Raw genomic sequence first — 18074 nt, 5'->3', positions numbered from 1 at the left:
AATTCGTATCTGGAGGATTAGCTTTCAGAACATTTGAGAACCATCCCATCAAAGAAACATTACAATGATTTAATCGGACTAAACGGCTCATAACCGTTCGATCGTAGGATCGTAGGTTCGAGTCCTACAAGGTCCATATAATAATAAAGCACCTATTACGATAGTTTAGTAATAGGTGCTTTTAATTTTATTCTACAAAAAAAGGCTCCGTAAACGGAGCACACAAATTAAATAAATTAAAACAAATAACAGACTCTAATTCTAATAACATGTCTCTTCTATTATATTTATTTCATTTTTTACCTGTATATAGGTAAAAAATAACCACCCATATACTTCGTAGTATGATAATATTTCATTGTGGTGATTATCATCACGCCTTTATAAGTAAGTTTTCGTCCGCTAAACCTATTACCTATTTACACACAAAAAAAGCCAGAACTCACCATTTGAGTCCTGGCTTTTTTTCTATTAATACCCTACTTCACACATGCATACTCCTCAGTAGCTGTATTTTTCATGCGAAAAATATAAACATGGTTTGTTATTTGGTAACATCAAGATGTGCTCTTAACTTTTTCGTTAAATCCTGTTTTGCTGCATCTGGAACATAGTAGTACCAAATACCATCAGCGGCTTTGTGACCGTCACCTGGGATTTGGATATCCTCACTGTTCTGCAGACAATTTTTATAATTCTTTTGCATATCAAACATTTGATTTTGCGTTAAGTTTGTTTTCACGTTCTTTTGAATCGCTGTTAACATATCACCATAGTTTAATAAAGAAGAGAAGCTTGCGCCTTTCTTAATAACAGCCTGCATCACTTGACGTTGACGCATTTGACGTCCGAAATCGCCTCGTGGGTCTTCTTTACGCATGCGTGTGAACGCTAGAGCGTGTTCACCTGTTAAGTGAACATTCCCTTTTTGGAAATGCTTCCCTTCTAGAGAGAACTCTAAATCATTATTAACATCTACGCCACCCACTGCATCCACAATGTCTTTAAATCCTTCCATATTCACTTCAATATAGTAATTGATGGGAATATTTAAGAACTTTTCTACTGTCGCTACAGCCATATCTACACCACCAAATGCATAAGCATGGTTGATTTTATCACTTTTACCTTTTCCAACGATTTCTGTATATGTATCACGAGGAATACTCACTGTTTTCATTGAATTATTTTTTTGGTTTAAAGTGATGACCATTAAAGAATCTGAACGTCCTTTGTCATTACCACGTTCATCCGCTCCTAGTAATAGGATAGATACAGGTTGAGATTTACTAATTTTTTCTTCTTGTTTATTACCTTGATCACGTTTTAACGGTTTATGAACCTCATTTAATGTTTTTGAGACCTTTGAATATACATTATAGGCATATACTCCACCACCTATAATCATTACTCCGATAACACCTAGCACCCATAATGCAATTTTCTTTCTCATTTTCTATCATTCCTTTCTAGTCTTATGAAGTGAATGCTATGCAAATTCAAAAATCCCATTGCAATGATGAGACAATGGGATTAGGGGCTTAGAAGTTTGAAACAACTAAGACGCTTATTTGATGGTGTACTCATTGTATATTATAAAGAAGAAAAATGGATTATTATTTTTTCTTTTTTAGATGAAATTAATGATTATTTTGCAAATCGATTTTATGAGACTATAATAAAATATATGTCAATTCCAATAATAGATTCATACATATAATCTCACAAAAGTATCATCTAAGGATATAGAATTTTTCTTTTAAATGGGAAAATAAAAATATTTAACCATAAAGATTCAATGATATAATTTGTATTGCTCAGATGGGAAATGGCATGTAGCATCAAGATACGGAGAAAGAGCCTGTTCTTATGTAGAAATCAGGCTCTTTTTATATTGCACTTAAATAAAAAAAGGCACTCAAACCAACTATTGAGAGCTCTCATAAAAGGGTACTACCTAGGGATAGGAAAGTAACAATGACCTTACCTTGCATATGCGAATGATATCACATACATTTAAACAAAAATTGATACACTATTTCATCTAACGAAGAAAAAATCCATCACATGACTTTTCGTTTCAAAGAATCATTATGTAAACTAGAAATAGGGTGATTCCGTATTTTTTATTCACCATCAGTGCTTCGAGTTTGTTTTGTTATTCCTCATCGCCTTCAATTGCTCCATTTCCTTCTCGACCATCCTAGCAACATCACGTTTTTCACGAATTACTTTAATTATATCAATAATCCAATTTGTACAACTTGATACCCGAATGGTAAGAATATAATAGATAGTATTTCCCTCATCCCACCACACTCCTTTCACACAAAAAAGAGCAGCCATTTCGTAATAACTGTTCTCAAAACAGGGGAAAGACCCTATCCTTATTAACAGAAATAGGGCATTTCGGAAATAAACAGGATGCGAAAATCGGGTATTTTCCATCCCTTTCAACGTACAGTAGACTATAGATGTGAGCGCTAAGATCGTTTTTTGATGTCTTGTTTGTTTGCTGTACGCTCAAAGGAAGGAAAACCCTTCCAAATCAGCATAAAATATTAAAGTGTCGTCAAAAACACTTAAGATAATCTCCGTGTCACCCTTAACCATTCTTGAATTAGAATAGACACCTTTCACATGACTATCCTTACAAAAGATATCGCAAATATACCTTTTAAATTTCATTTAGGTTACAAAAAAAGTCCCAAATCATACATTTCGGGACTTAACAGAGAGGAAAAACGGAAATTTGCATTCCATAAAATCAAGGTTCATAAGTATAATATCTCAAAAACACAACTTAAAATGATTAAATATTTCCTTTAACAAAGCAAAAAATAACATGCTAACATTTTCACTACGGTTACTAACAATACATATATGTATTATTATAAATTGTAAGACGGGAAATAACATTTTCGAGACACGAAAAAAGAGCTGGTTCTCACGTAGAGATTTGACTCTTTTTTAAATTACAAAAAGCCCTCTCACAACCAATGAGGGCTCTCGCAATAGGGGTACTACTCAGGATAGAAAGATACCATGACCATATCTTCCATATGCGAATGATATCACAATGATAGAAAGTAAAATGCTTTATAATTACATTTAATAACGAAAAAAAACACAATCCCTATTTTTATAAGCATAGTATAGTTATGTTGTGTTATTTGTTTATATGTGTGTGCAATATGTACGAAAAGCAAAAATTCTTATTAAACCCAACCATGAGAAGACACTCGAAAGAGTGCTTTTTCTCTGTAACGGACCTTTAGCTCAGCTGGTTAGAGCAAACGGCTCATAACCGTTCGGTCGTAGGTTCGAGTCCTACAAGGCCCATAGAACAAGTAAAACAACTATTTAGACATACAAAACAGAACCCTTCCGTATAAGTTAGGTTCTGTTTTGTATTTATCCAACAGTGAAAGTATCTTCACAATTTCCATTCTTTATTCGGTCATAACCGCTTCTTCAAGATTACAAATTTCGCGATACAGGAAATCCCATATCGGACTTTAGTCCGCCTCTAGGCATGGAATGAAAGAATCGCTTTTTCATAGAAAAACAGTTGTGTTTTAATCATACTTGAACGATAGACAAGTACAAGTCTTTAAAACGCCTATGTGTTCCTTGAAAACAAGATATCATATGGAGTTCGATATCCGAATTCACGCTATCGGTAAAATGATATGTGTCGTCAAGAACAAGACGCTAAAACATAGGAACAAGCAATGATCTGTACGGTATGGGTATGGTACCGTAGCTCACGAACCTATACGTTCTGTCGTGAGAGTGGTGATGGCACACCGCAGTCTTGCACCTCAGCGATACCAGAAATGGCCTTCGCCTTTGGTAGCAAGAATCCCACTGACGTTAGTCAGCTTGCCCTTTTGGGGTGGGGTGTAAATTATTAGTAGATTTATTGATTTGAATTTTTTTGACTCACTTTCTTTTTTCCCCTATTGCGTAATAACAATACCCAAACAAGCACAGAAATGATTAAAATAACCATTACAATCCCTAATAAATTAGAAAAAATATAGCCAATGAAAATAAATGAAAATACAACATGGATAACCGCTATAAGTAACGATACAACTCTTCCAATTGTAGAATCCATATCCAAATTGTTATCTTTCAATATATCTTTCAACCATAACCATACCATTACAATATTAAGAACTAGACTTACAAGGTTTATCCCCCATGTCCACATCATAACCGAACTATCTTTACTGTTAATTATAATGTTAGAAAAATCTTTTACATTCGCAATTCTTATTTCTTGATATCCAAAGATTGTCACAATCCCAATAATCATTACAATTAATGAACCTAAAGATTTTCCTGAACGATTTTTAAAAGCATCTATTACTTTATCCATAATTTCTCTCCTCATACTTTTTATAGCGAATACAATAAGGAATGAACTACGCTGTAAAACTCATCTATCTCTTTTTAGCTATTCATTTCCTTTTTCAATATAAGCCTTATATTGTTCTGTCATTACCTCCCAACCAAAAGTTTACTTTCCGACATCAATTATTTCCACCAAGGTTTAACCAATTTATCAAAGCTTAACGTTGTAAGTAATTTGACAGACAAGTATTTCTTTGATAATAAAATTATGAAGGCTCAAAAAGCCCCCAATTACATTGGGGGGTTGAGGGAGAAAATCTAAAAAAAAAGATGTCGGATCCACCTATACTCACAAACATATTATCACAAAAAACACCACTCAAAGCGTTCAATTATTACCTTCAATCCGGAAAATAATGATATTCAACTTTTGAAAGTATAATGCTAAAATAATCATTGTAAAGATAGGGATTAACATTTTTTATTGAGACACGAAAAAGAAAAAGAGCCGATTCTCGATATGAGAATCGGCTCTTTTTTATCTTATTCATTCCACACTTACATAAGTTTCACTAGCTGTAATATTAAGTTTTCTAGTAGTCTAAAATTCAATATTTACGCTCTTTGAAAATTTACTTTTAATTAAGGAATAGATTTGTTTTTGTATCTTACTTATATCTGACATAAATGGAACGGTATTAATGCAGATTATTGGTAGTTCTATATCATTAATCCCGGATATATTTGTAATTATTAAATCATATTTTTTTGAAGCCTTTTTAAACGCATCTATATTTAATTCTTCAATAACATGAGTGCAAACGAGATTTCCGAATTGATAGTCAATTATATCTTTAATTAATAAAGTGTGTGCTATGTCCGAATCACAAAATAGACCAAGTTCAATAGTCGGTATACTAGATTTCAATGAAATAGATATTTTTTCCCAATTAGTGATTAAAATATAAAAAGCTTCATTAAAAAAGCTTGGTGTCCACTTAAAATTTTTATGGTATTTGAATTTGTTCAATTCTTTCTTTAAAATGAAAATTAATTGTGAGAGTTCATGTGCGTTATTTTCTGCAAAATATCTTCGTTTTTCATGTAATATATAAGTTGGCTTATTTAATATATATTGTAAATTGTAAAATTTCAAAATAATCTGCCGCTCATTTTGAATAGGAATATTTATTTCATTAGAGATTATACGTAGTAATTTTTTTATTTTAGGAACAATAATGTGAGCGTTTTCGATTCTATTATCTACCTTTTTTTCTAATTGTTTATAGGTAAAAGCATATTTGTTATCTAAAAAGCTATGAAATAATTGAAGTAAATTTTCTTTGTTTAATTCAAGATGGAATCTATTTTTAAATAGTTGACAAAAATTTTCATTTTCTAAAATACTTATATCAATATTATCTAGAACTTTTTGATTTATGTTTATTGAGTGATTATTTTTTAGTCGAATGATATTAACCATTAGACGATATTTTAGGTTTGTTAAATCTGGAAAATTATTTAGAACGTAATTCTTTTTTATTCCGTATACGAGTAATTGATCAAGGGCTGCTAATTGGATATATGGAAAGGGATTCTCATAAACTCCATATTTTTCATATATATAATGAATAATAAGATTTCTAATATTCTCTTCTTCCCCAATAATAGTACATGGATTACTTTTTATTTGCATGCTATATTTTTCCAAACATCTATTTATTCTTTTAATTATTCTTTTAAGAGACGAAGAACTAATGAATAATTCTTCCGCTATAGTCTCTAAATCATATGTTTCATTAAAGAAAATACGTTCAATAAAAGAAAATTCAGGACTTATGGATAATACTTTTTGGTATATATAATCACGAGAAAGGTGAGGGGGGTAAGTTAACAAAATCCCTCTTGAAGAAGTGTCTATTTGAAAGGGTTCAAAGTCATCATTTATTAACTTAATGTCATTCCTCAGCACTTTTTCTGAGCATTTAATCCTTTTAGCGATATTCCCTAGAGTAATCCAATCCCTCTCCGAGTATAAGATTTCTAAGAACGTTAAATGTCTTAGTAAATTTTTATTTAAAATATTTCGCACAGTCTCTCTCCTTTCAAAAATTAAACAAATGAAATATGTGTAAAATGAACCTATCTTTAGGTATATTTTATTTTGTTACAATTATAATGTAGATGATGAATTATGGAAAGATATTTTATGTGTAATAAGGTAGTTTACAGTAAGAATAAATGGGCATATTTGTCCACAATTTTAGATGGCTTAACCAATGAAATTTTAGCTTACCATGTTTCAGAACAGATGACATTAGACCTCGTAGCGACAACACTACATAAACTAAAAATGAATAAGACCATTCGATTGACTGAAGATGCATATATTCATTCAGATCAAGGAGCCCACTACACAAGCCCTCCCTACCAAAAGTTAGTCAAAACTCTAGAGCTCGGACAATCCATGTCAACCAGAGAAAACTATTGGGATAGCGCCCTACAAGAATTATTTTTTGTCATCTGACGGAAGAGGCGCATATAAAACCTTACGAGTCTTTTACTGAGTTAAAACTAGAGGCTAAGAAATATATGACATACTATAATCATTATAGATATCAATGGAATTTCAAAAAGATGGTACCTGTTGAATTCAGAAATCATCTTTTTGATGCTACCTAACTTTTTTTAATGTCCTTTATCAAGGTTACAGATTAAACCTCTGTACTTTTTCATGTTTTTACTGATTGCGAAATATATGGTGACTATATTTTTGTGTGGAATTCTATAAACGTCTTCACGAATTAGTAGAGAAAGTTCTAAATTTGAAATTTATAACAAATTACTTGGTACACTCATTTGGACTTTCTCTAAACCTTTATAAGTAAATTCGATACTTTTCTACAATTATTGTAGAATACACTATGATTATCGGTTAACGGCCTAACATCATAGCTTCATTCATATTATAGGCATTTAGTATGCATTGCAATGGATATATGTGTGGTAGGGACTTTATGTGATATTCAATCCATCAAAAACCTAAAAATACAGGTTAACTATTCATAAGAAAAGGTGTTGAGACTATTCATGCCCTATATAAACAAAGGCGAAGTCTTCAAAGAGACTCCGCCTTTTCAACGTACAATGAACTTCAACAATTACTAGCTACTTCCTAAATATTGTTCCTCATTTACCAACCTGTTTATGCTTTTTTCAAACTTTACAACAGAACCGAACTTGTTCTGTCTTTTTTATTTTACTTCTACTGTTATTCTCTCAATCTCTTGATTGCTACTTATTAATCCTGCTATTTCTACTTTCTGTTTTGTATCTCTCACTAGATCTTTCGCATAGATTTTATATGTGCCATCTATTACTGCCGCTTAACTAAGTAAGTTACCATCCACAAAGACTTTCCCTTTTTCAATGGATGTTAAATATAGTTGTCTATTCCCAGATAGAATTATTTTGCGGTCATGTTGATTTTTACACCAAGGACGTTCCCTTTTATTTTTTCACTTTCTGTACTTGCCGCATCTCTCGCTGTGATTTCAAAGACCGTTCCTTCTTTTTGAAGCGCTACTTTATTTGCACCTGTGGCCGTTCCTTTTGCATAGGTATCTGTTGTATAGTAATCTTTAATGGTTGGACTTGCAATTCCCTCTTGTACAGTTACTTGTGTTCCCTCATTTGTAATTCAGTTTGAATTCCCCATTTTTTTAACATCATGGCATATAGATTCAGGTGAGCCCTTAACACTCAGCGTGATCCCCGAATCATATTCTAGTCCTCTCACTTTCCCCTGCACGTACTTAGTCTTATTAGTTATCTCGTCAGTATATAGTTCTATTACACCCTGAGCTTTTTGTATCATATTTAGTTCGTTTTTTCTTTTGGCATAGATTCTTGAATCAGGAATGAATCTTCTCCCCTTACTGAACCTTCATATTTTGATGGCTCCATCTGTTCACCTTTATTCTCTTGTTTTTCCTCTACATCCATTAATTCATCCGTTTTTTGTTGTTCTTCCGCTAAAGTTGGTTGCAGGGATGTTAATAATATCCCTGCAGTCGTCACAGTTGTTATACTTCTTTTGATTTTCTTTTTTAAATTTGTTTTTTTTTTGCATTTTCGTCTCTCCTTTTTACATACAATCGCTTTGCCCTTAATCTAAATGTTAAATAAACCCAACATGTATCAATAGAAAGGTTTTCAGATATGGTGAAGTGTGAAAAAATATTACTTACATAAGTAATGAGATATTTGAAGCGTTACAACAAGCAAAAGATGATTATATACAGTCTTCCAATTAAGAACGTTATAAGAAAGATTAAACGGCTTAAGCCCATTAGAATACAGGATTTAAGCCGTTTAACCTACAGGTATAGCCTACTTAACTGATGAATGTAATTTAAAACTTTTCATTACATTTGATGTTTCGTTATAAATGCTATCATAAATGGTTTTAAAATTCTCATTTTCATAATATTCAACAGGATATTGACTTGCATGATTATATACATAAATTAAATTATCGGTTTCATTCAACTTATTAAGTGGTCCTGATTCAATATAATCAATCACTTCTGGGGTATTATCAAAAATCAAAATACTACAAATAGGGTATTTTTCCCCTCCAATACTTGCAACAAAACTAATTGTCCCTTTCGCAATTTCATCAAATTGATCTCGATTCACATACACATGGTCCATCCAAATAGTAGGGATTTTTAAAGTGAAAGGATACTGTTCATCTTCGTATTCTTTTGTTAAATTCGAATTATAAGAGTAATCCAATATATCGTTTGTTTTAAAACTAGTTTGTTTTATATAGTCCCTCTTTTTTTCTGCTGCAAACATTACGGAATCTCCCCAAAATGTTTGACTTAATAAAATACCTACGACAAGGGTGCAAGACCCTATTGTTTTTAAGTTTAAATTCATTATGCTACCTCCATTAAATTAAGAGTACGTCTCATTTCCTTTAGGATTACTATACGTCCTAACATATTTGGTTTTCTGGTTGGAACTTTCGTCTAATATAACAAACAAAGTGTATAATAAGTTGTTAATAATATACGATGAAATTTCTATTCAACGTTTACATGATAATCAATCTTTTCTTGTTCCTCAGATGTGATTGTTGATGAACGTTTAAAGCTCCCAAGTGTAATAAGTAATACTGCTATAACCAATATTGGTACCAACCATTTTATTGTATTTTTCACCATCAAACTGCACTCTCCCTCTTTTTAGTTAGATCTCCAAGATCCGTTCCTTCTTCCATCTCCAGCTCCATTAATCCTATTCTTTTTTTCATCTCTGATTAAAGCTTGTACCCCTCCATAAAACACTGGTGAATCCTTGTAAATAACGTTATAACCGTCTTCAACTACGCTTTTCTCTACATTGAAGGGTAATAGAGTCTCAGTATATAAGTTATCTTTTTCAAAGATAAACCGTGACTCATCTACAATAGTTTGTAAACTAGAATTTCTATGGAGATACCTTTCTAGTACTAACGTTAAAATTTGGGGTATTCGATTTCCACCTGGCGACCCAATGCCTATAATTTCTTTCCCTTCTTTTTCTAAAATAGTGGGCGCCATAAACGTTCTTGAACGTTTACCTGGTTCTATATGGTTTGGAGTTTTACTAAAGTTAGCTAGCTGATTATTTAGAAAAAAACCTTGCACATAATCTCCCGTACCAAAAAAATTACTTAAAGTATTAGTTACAGAAACAACCGTTCCATATTTGTCCATAACAACAAAATGCGTTGTACTTTCGTGCTCCTCTTCAAGAGGTAATTTATCTGCCTCTTCAATTAATGTTGATAAATAGTGATCACTAATCCATTCTTTTGAACGCATTTTAGAAAATTTAGGATCCCCTATTGTTTTAATCCTATCTTGATATGAAGATTTTGTAATTTTACCCATCGATTTTATATAAGTTTCTAAATTATTAGCGCTTATATAAGTATTATTTATTTCAGCCTGTTTTAACATTTGGAGCAATGTTACCCCAGAAAAAGGAGGTGGAGCCGTGTACACTGTATATCCACAATATTCTCCAATTACTGGTTTTCTCTCTTCAATTTGATATTTTTTTATATCCACCAAAGGGATATTAGTTACTTTATTCAATTCATTGGCAATCTCTCCTTGATAAAATACCGAAGCACCTTTTCCTTGAATATTTTTCAAAGTGTCGGATAATTTTGTCTGAATAAGTTTTTGTCCTGTATTAATTGGATTTCCATCAGGATAAAAGATTTTTAGCCTTTTCGAATAAATTCGATGATATGCACCAGCCAATCGAGAAGAAAGTATATCGTCTACTTCAAATCCATTCTCCGCGTAGTAAATGGAAGGTTTTAACAATTCCGACATCTGTATAGATCCGTATTTTTTATGTGCAAATTCCATTCCCGCTACGAACCCTGGAATTCCTGTATTACCTGTATTGTTAATTTGAGAGGGGGCGATTTCACGGTAGTCTATAAAATTACTATCCCCATGTTCATTTAAAATTAACATACCACCACCACCACCTAATCCTGAAGCGTAAGGTTCTACAACTCCCAACAAATATGAAACTACTATTGCCGCATCAATTGCATTTCCTCCTTGTTGTAAAATTTTCATGCCCTCATCTACAGCAAGCGGATGGGAAGCGCTTACTCCGTATGCGAAATCTTCCTTTATGCTTTGCCTTTTTTGTACGTTATCTTTATTATAAAAATAAAATATACGATTATGATAAACCAAGTAAAATATTAATGTCATTAATATTATGAAAAGAATAAATAATAATTTTACGCCACGTATTTTATGAAAGAAATTCAAACTACTATCTCCTTATCTTTGTCATTGATTAGCTCTTTCGTTCTTATGGTCAAGAATACGTTGGTGATTCACAGTAATTTCTATCTTCCCCTTTTTTTCATTCCATATTGATTCATGCTTTGTTTTTTTTGTAAGTTGTCGATTAATCCTTTCCGTATCCCACCAACCAGATACTGGGCGTGGTGTTCCTTCTTTAATTTTTAAAGGTACTATTTCAACTTTTGCTAATCCGTTATTTTGTAAATGATATTGTACCAATGCACTATCTTTTGTTCTTGTCCATCCTTGATCAAAAATAAAATTTCCTAAGCTATAAAATATAATACTATTTTTATAAACTTCAAAAGATTGGAGAACATGTGGATGATGCCCAATAATAATATCAGCACCTGCATCAACCATTGCTTTTGCTAATGCTTTTTGTCTTGGGTTTGCTTCAGTATCATATTCATCTCCCCAGTGTGCATTAACAATTACAAGATCTGCATTCCCTTCTGTAGATTTTTTAGCTTTTCTAATAAGTTCAAAAAATATATCTGGATTCATATTCAATACACCAGCCTGTTCTTTTGTTGCAATAAATCCATCCACATATGCATCTGTAAAACCAAGTGAAGCAACTCTCACACCATTTAAATCTTGATATACAATATTTTTAGCGTCCGTTAAATTCCCCCCGGCTCCTATGTAATCTAAACTTTCTTCTTTAAAAACTTGTAAGGTATCCTTTAATCCCCTTTCACCAAAGTCCATCATATGGTTATTCGCTAAATTTAAGATTGTAAAACCAGCTTCTTTAGCAGCTGCAACTGCTTGTCTTTGTGTTTCTAGGTGGATATATTTCTCTGCTTTTTCATACTGTTCCTTCGTTTTTAGTAAAACAGGATTTTCAAAGTTACCACTAACGTAATCTGAATTCTCAAAGTATGGTAAAGTGTATCTGAAAACATAAGCAGGACCATAGCGTTCGGAAATTTCTTTTATATTTCGTCCCATCATTACATCACCAACCATTGTCATCGTAAATATTGCCTCTGTATTAGCAGCTATCGATTCTGTTGCTTTAATACGTTCAAAAAATGAAAAACAGATTAAAGCTATGGAAATACCAAGTAATGTAGTTAATGTATATAGAGTGTTTTTTTTCTTAGTCTTTTTACTAAATGCTAAGAGCTTTTCCTGGAATGTTAATTTTTTTTGCATTTTCCCTCTCCTTAAAATAGATAATAAATGTTTAAAATTCCGAATGTAAGACCACTTAATAAAAGCGTACTACCAATAGTTAATGGCAAACCTTGTTTTTGAATTGTATTAGCAATTAATCCTGGGACAATGACACCAATACCTCGAAACTCATAAACTTCAAATGGCATTACAGGATACAGGTAATCAAATATAAGTTTTAAGCAAATTCCAGTAATAAGCATTGCTGCAAATTTTCGACGACCATATAAAATTGTAAAACGCGCTATACCATGTGTTACGATTAAGTATGTTAAAATACTGATAAGTAATACAATTAACATAAATACAGGTTGATTAAAAATTAGAGATAAATAACCTGCTACAACTAATCCTGAAGGCAGTATCCCCGTCTTTTCTGTATATATGAGGCTTAAGGTAACACCTAATACTAATGCGATATATAAATCTGATCCAAACATTAATTTTCCTCCTTATGCTCTTAGCTAACTTTGCTTACTAACTCTTCTTTTATAATTGCATCAATTAATGGTGTAGCGGCTCCATGAAAGTTTCCTATACCGTATACAATACGACCTCTGATATACGGACGCATGGCGTTCATAATTTCTTCTGTTGACCAACCTTCTAAATCAATAAACAACTTCGCAGGTATTTCGCCTTTCTCATGAAAATCCTTAATAGGAGTGGTTGTCTCTCCTATAGCTAATAATATTTCTGCCTCGATATATGGTAATACATCTTTAGCAAACTGTTCGGTTCTATCCACACGATCCGCTCTACAATTCATAATAATAATGGGAGCCTTCTCACTATATTTAAAAGAACTTACTCTTTCCCAAATACGCAAGGTTGATGATGCATCATTTGCTGCAAATCCATTTACAAAAAATGATGGATCTAGTGTTTCTCCAAATCGTGTAATTCGCATTGCTCCAGGATCTGGTTGAGCATTTAACATACCATGAAATGCGGTTTCTTCATCAATTCCCATTGCTTCGGCAACAGCTAAGGCAATTGATGCATTATCAGGGAATACCATATAATCAAATTTCCGTAAAAATTCATCTGAAATTTTCGAGTTATCCGCTGTTATTACCTTTGTATTTCTTTGTTTAGCTACCTTTTTGAAATACTCTAAATAATCGCTTTCGATTGTTACTAAATAACCATTGTATGGAATTGTTGACGTAAATGCATCTGATACTTCATTAAGCGTGGGCCCCATGACATCCATATGGTCCTCCAAAACATTGACGATAACACCTATGTTCGCTTTAATCATCATATTCTGAAATATAATTTGATAATCCGGCTGAACTGCCATACATTCACATACAAGAGCATCTGCTTCTAAATCTGATACTTCTTTTATCACTCTCCGCTGTTCACCGATATTTGGTCCTTCTTTTCGTCGTTTTATTGGTGATTCATCTTTTGTGAACCAATAAATCATTCGCGCCGATGTTCCGGTTGTTTTTCCTACGACCTTATAATTTGCTTCTTTCACAACCCCAGTAATTAACCTTGTAACTGTTGACTTCCCTCGAATACCATTTACATTGATTCTAATTGGTATCGAATGTAACCTCTTTTTATGTAATATACGTTCCCAAACACCATAAATTAATAGAATTGTTACACATAATACTATAATGATTATCATTTACGTCCTCTCCTCTTCTAGGTTCAACATTAAAATGTAGTACTTTTTTGTCTAGTTAATTTAGACTTTTAATACATCTTGAGTTAAAACCACAAATCTTCTCTCTTTTAAGTATTTAAAAATCAATTATCCAAAACTAAATAGGTATTATTAGAGTCAAGTAATACGCCAATCTTTCTATTTACTAAGAATAGGTCTCTTTTTAATACAATGGATTTTCCGGAAGCATTTTTACAATTTCCACATAGTTTTCATCATATATTTTAAACCTTTCCATTTCCCTCCTTCCTTCTTTTAAATAAAATGTTTGCGGTGTATTAAATTTCTTTTAGCATCACAAATTGATTAGATATGACGTGTACAATAATGTAACTAAGTAACAATATGTTATTCCAGTTTCTCAATTACATTACAAGAGTAAAGATTATTTATGAGCGATTAACCTCGCATGTTTATAAAAAATTCTGCAATAATTACCACAAACCATTTGTAACCATACTTACATAAATGTAAGATATAGTAAATTGATATTATTTAAATTGAATATTCTGAATTTTCGCGGTACTGAATGATAATGAAGTAATTATAGATATGAGGGGTTTTTAATGGAAGGACATGCTTCTTTCTTAAGTCTCATTAACTACCATAATAATTAATGAAATTTACTATACATCTTGATATATGAGATGGTGTATATATGACAAAAACCCCTACTTTCCAATCTAGAAAACAGGGATTTCTATCATATGTCCAACACTTTTAGGGGATGGTGCTATAAACTAGAGGTAAATTTTTCCGTATTTTTCAACGTACAACAGGTATACATATTACTTAACGACATTCATCTTGCTGTACGCTCAAAGGCAAGGAAAACCCTTCCATAGTCAGCATAAAATATTTAACGAATTCCCCGAAAGAATTCTCCTTCCTCAAGCGTGTTAAGGGCGTAGCCCAACGGTAGGTGGGAGCTGAATTTCGGTTTAGCATAGCCAAAAACTTTTGATAAACGAACTATATGAAGCTCTTTGATAACTTGATATATGAGGTTGCAGGAAGAAAATAGAGTGCGAAAACCAATCCATTCGATTCCTGCGTAAAATATCAACCGTACCAAAAGAGCGTCCAAACGTTGGACATCTAGGGGTGGAACATCCCGAAGTAACGCTCAGGGAGACGAAAGGTTACTTTCGTCGTGGAACTGAGAAGCTCCCACTTCAAGCTTTGCTAAGTGGCGAGTAGTTCACTTAACCTAGGTGATTAGTAACTATGAGTTTGCTATTGTTGATTATGTAACTCAAGCGCTTTATAGATATAGAAATAAGCTTCTGGAGAGCTTTTTTTCACAGTATTAATATTTCTTATACGCCAAATATCATTTTCACTTTGCCTCACATTAACCGGGATTGCAACTTTCCAATCAGACATATCACTGTTGTTAAATCGCTCAACAGTCGATTTTCCTTTTAAAAGCAACTGCGCTAAATAGGCAGCTTTCGACGCACTAATTACAGCATCGCGGAACATATACTGTTTACTAAAGATAAAATCTTTAATACGAGTAACACCATCTTGTAAGTTTTTAAACTCACCTTCGCAAACCGAACCTTGTGCACAAATAATTAAAGATGTGTTAAAAATATCTTCTAACACATTATCTACACTCAATTCCTTTTTGTCCCTATAACTTAGTTCTTGTAGAGCAAATTGACTAAATGTGCGTTTTACTATTTCTAAATTTCCAACTTCATCAAAGAGATTTTCAACGTCAAATAGTTGCTTTATAATCTCTAATTCTTTATTTCTCATATAAGGTATACCAGTCGTTAAAGGTGCAAAAGCTGTTAATTTATCTCCTAGTATACATTCAACGGTAGGCATTTTAACTTGAACTTCCGGGTCTTCATGTTCAATGAAATCACACTTGATACTTCTAAAAGTAGTTTCTTCATAATGGCTTTTTTCAAATAAAACATCTAAAAGAATATAGTGCGGCTGAGATTCATTTACTGCTGATTTATAATGAAGCTTATAGTGAGACTTTGGAACATCATTTGCTTTTCTTTCGCTTTCTTCCCAGTCGTTGAAGACGCTGCTTTTTTCTACTAATTCAGTAATAACTCCCTCTAACTCTTGTATAGTTACTTCATTCTTTTCCTTTTCAACGATAATATCAATATCAATAGAAAATCTATGAATATTATCTAATAGTAAAAGTAGCGATGTTCCACCTTTAAAAATAAAGTTTAGTTCGCTTTGACTTAACAATTCTAATAAGTGTAAAGCTTTAGTCACTTTTTCTACGAGCTCTGGATTACTTCTAGTCCCTCTTCCTCTTTCGCTTCCGAATTTTTTAGATAGATTCGTAATCCATTCACTTTCAAATGTCCTAGTTGCAATCATGTAATATCCCCCCGTACAATTAAAAATCAATATTGGTTTCTTCGTTTAAAAATTCTAAAACTTTATCCAGTACTCCACGTTTACTAGCATATTGTTTTATTGTAGATCGCTTAATTGTATATTCATTAAATAAGTTTTCTATTATATTAACTTTTTCTTGCCCTTGATATGACGTTAATATTATTTCATCGATGAATAAATCTACAATAATGGCTTCTATCTTGGGAACAGTAAATTTTTCTACTTGCAAAGTTGGCTTGTGTAATACTAGAGATGAAACAATTGTACTATACCCGTCTTTTAGCATGTAATTAGTCGCTGTATTATCTCGTGGAGCTAATACTACATTTTTTTCGTTTAAATATAAAAAGTTGAAAATATCATTTATTAACGCCGATTCTACTTCAACAATTATATTCATTGTATTAGGTTGATGAACCATAAAATTATTAAGCCATTCTGTTTCCCATATAACAAAATCCACATAAGGAAATTCGTTTTTTAACTTTCTAAAGATCCGCTTCGCATCCTTAGACAGCTTTGGTATAAACAAAATTTCGGAACCTATTTCATAAACACCTCGCGAAACAGTCTTGATTACACCTTGCTGTTTTAGATGATACACTCTCCATCTAAATGTTGTTTGCTTTAAATCACCTTCTAGCTCGTTGTAAAATTCAAAGAGTTCTTTTGTCGTAAATCTTTGATTAGCAAATTTTTCTTTTATTTCAGGTTCTCTCATTACTGACACTTACACATTACTCCTTTATCTCATATTGTTATGACACTAAGTAACAGCACTTCCAAATAAGCATTTGTCTATTTCAGTACTCAAAGCCTACTCAAAAAACATTTTTGATCATTAAAACACATCAAATTCTGTCATTAAATATGATTCAATGACGTTTGTTGGATTTTTAATTTACTCATAAAATAAAACATAAATTAATCATCTAACTTTTAGCATTAAACATAATTCAATGACGTTTGTTGGGTTTTTAATTTACTCATAAAATGAAACATGAATTAATCTTCTAACTTTTGGCATTAAACACAATTCAATGACGTTTGTTGGATTTTTAATTTACTCATAAAATGAAACATGAATTAATCTTCTAACTTTTGGCATTAAACACAATTCAATGACGTTTGTTGGATTTTTAATTTACTCATAAAATGAAACATGAATTAATCTTCTAACTTTTGGCATTAAGCATAATCCAATGACGTTTGTTGGGTTTTTAATTTACTCATAAAATGAAACATGAATTAATCTTCTAACTTTTGGCATTAAGCATAATCCAATGACGTTTGTTGGGTTTATTAATACAATTATATTAGCATTATCCCATAACTTAATCAAATACTGTTATATCGGTAATTTTATTTTTTCTTCATCAAACACTTGACACTTAGATGTATTTAAAAACGTTTGTTGGATTTATAAACATACTGAAATATATTTTATATTATTATATCAAACATTTAGCACTTATATGCATTTTATGACGTTTGTTGGATTTATAAACATACTGAAATATATTTTATATTATTACATCAAACATTTAGCACTTATATGCATTTTATGA

Annotated in this window: 14 protein-coding genes, 1 tRNA gene and 2 pseudogenes; 4 read left to right on the top strand and 13 right to left on the bottom strand. The window is 32.0% G+C overall.

Translation table 11 applies throughout. The features are described 5' to 3' along the window. Positions 1–544 precede the first annotated feature (544 nt). The gene (gene tagU, locus QCI75_RS29295; protein ID WP_353762039.1) at positions 545–1453 is read right to left on the bottom strand and encodes a polyisoprenyl-teichoic acid--peptidoglycan teichoic acid transferase TagU; all 909 of its coding nucleotides are present in this window, start codon (positions 1451–1453) and stop codon (positions 545–547) included. Positions 1454–1549: 96 nt separating this feature from the next. Here tagU and QCI75_RS29290 point away from each other — a divergent pair, with 96 nt between their 5' ends. Next, positions 1550–1720, top strand: coding sequence for a hypothetical protein (locus QCI75_RS29290; protein WP_353762038.1), 171 nt, complete (start codon positions 1550–1552; stop codon positions 1718–1720). 416 nt (positions 1721–2136) lie between these two features. Here QCI75_RS29290 and QCI75_RS29285 read toward each other — a convergent pair whose 3' ends face one another. Beyond that, the gene (locus QCI75_RS29285) at positions 2137–2328 is read right to left on the bottom strand and encodes a hypothetical protein (RefSeq protein WP_353762037.1); all 192 of its coding nucleotides are present in this window, start codon (positions 2326–2328) and stop codon (positions 2137–2139) included. Between the two features lie 940 nt (positions 2329–3268). On the opposite strand from QCI75_RS29285, the gene QCI75_RS29280 reads away from it, so the two are divergent. After that, positions 3269–3342, top strand: a tRNA-Ile gene (locus QCI75_RS29280). Positions 3343–3922: 580 nt separating this feature from the next. On the opposite strand, the gene QCI75_RS29275 is transcribed toward QCI75_RS29280, so the two are convergent. Together QCI75_RS29275 and QCI75_RS29270 are read right to left on the bottom strand one after the other, a co-directional pair. Beyond that, a complete protein-coding gene (locus tag QCI75_RS29275; RefSeq protein WP_353762036.1) occupies positions 3923–4387 on the bottom strand; it encodes a hypothetical protein in 465 nt (154 codons plus the stop codon). A gap of 576 nt (positions 4388–4963) precedes the next feature. Next, a complete protein-coding gene (locus QCI75_RS29270) occupies positions 4964–6454 on the bottom strand; it encodes an AcpB/EbpR/MafR family transcriptional regulator (protein ID WP_353762035.1) in 1491 nt (496 codons plus the stop codon). A 129-nt stretch (positions 6455–6583) separates the two neighbouring features. Here QCI75_RS29270 and QCI75_RS29265 point away from each other — a divergent pair. Both QCI75_RS29265 and QCI75_RS29260 read left to right on the top strand, forming a co-directional pair. After that, positions 6584–7044 (top strand): annotated as a pseudogene (locus QCI75_RS29265) (DDE-type integrase/transposase/recombinase); the annotation flags it as partial. A gap of 389 nt (positions 7045–7433) precedes the next feature. Continuing rightward, positions 7434–7541: pseudogene (locus tag QCI75_RS29260) on the top strand (IS6 family transposase); the annotation flags it as partial. Positions 7542–8241: 700 nt separating this feature from the next. Here the strand turns inward: QCI75_RS29260 and QCI75_RS29255 are convergent. The 9 genes from QCI75_RS29255 to QCI75_RS29215 form a co-directional block, all read right to left on the bottom strand. Continuing rightward, positions 8242–8442 (bottom strand): hypothetical protein, encoded by a 201-nt coding sequence (locus QCI75_RS29255; protein ID WP_353762033.1) that lies wholly within the window; start codon positions 8440–8442, stop codon positions 8242–8244. Between the two features lie 312 nt (positions 8443–8754). Further along, complete coding sequence (locus QCI75_RS29250) at positions 8755–9309, bottom strand: hypothetical protein (RefSeq protein ID WP_353762032.1); 555 nt, start codon at positions 9307–9309, stop codon at positions 8755–8757. A 146-nt stretch (positions 9310–9455) separates the two neighbouring features. Beyond that, the gene (locus QCI75_RS29245) at positions 9456–9596 is read right to left on the bottom strand and encodes a CapE family protein (RefSeq protein WP_000240488.1); all 141 of its coding nucleotides are present in this window, start codon (positions 9594–9596) and stop codon (positions 9456–9458) included. Between the two features lie 21 nt (positions 9597–9617). Next, on the bottom strand, positions 9618–11156 hold the full coding sequence (locus QCI75_RS29240; RefSeq protein ID WP_483299489.1) for a gamma-glutamyltransferase family protein: 1539 nt from the start codon (positions 11154–11156) through the stop codon (positions 9618–9620). An 81-nt stretch (positions 11157–11237) separates the two neighbouring features. Beyond that, a complete protein-coding gene (locus tag QCI75_RS29235; RefSeq protein WP_353762028.1) occupies positions 11238–12419 on the bottom strand; it encodes a CapA family protein in 1182 nt (393 codons plus the stop codon). 11 nt (positions 12420–12430) lie between these two features. Beyond that, positions 12431–12880: a poly-gamma-glutamate biosynthesis protein PgsC gene (pgsC, locus tag QCI75_RS29230; RefSeq protein WP_353762027.1), complete on the bottom strand. Its 450-nt coding sequence runs from the start codon at positions 12878–12880 to the stop codon at positions 12431–12433. A 20-nt stretch (positions 12881–12900) separates the two neighbouring features. Next, a complete protein-coding gene (pgsB, locus tag QCI75_RS29225; RefSeq protein ID WP_353762026.1) occupies positions 12901–14085 on the bottom strand; it encodes a poly-gamma-glutamate synthase PgsB in 1185 nt (394 codons plus the stop codon). A gap of 1275 nt (positions 14086–15360) precedes the next feature. Beyond that, complete coding sequence (locus tag QCI75_RS29220; protein WP_353762025.1) at positions 15361–16485, bottom strand: nucleotidyl transferase AbiEii/AbiGii toxin family protein; 1125 nt, start codon at positions 16483–16485, stop codon at positions 15361–15363. A 19-nt stretch (positions 16486–16504) separates the two neighbouring features. Beyond that, entirely contained in the window at positions 16505–17227 is a 723-nt protein-coding gene (locus QCI75_RS29215) for a DUF6577 family protein (RefSeq protein WP_353762179.1), read from the bottom strand. Between the last annotated feature and the right edge of the window lie 847 nt (positions 17228–18074).

It is taken from the genome of Bacillus cereus group sp. RP43 (genome assembly GCF_040459645.1).
In the GTDB taxonomy this organism is placed as follows: domain Bacteria; phylum Bacillota; class Bacilli; order Bacillales; family Bacillaceae_G; genus Bacillus_A; species Bacillus_A mycoides_C.
This window is presented reverse-complemented; position numbering and strand designations above follow the sequence as displayed.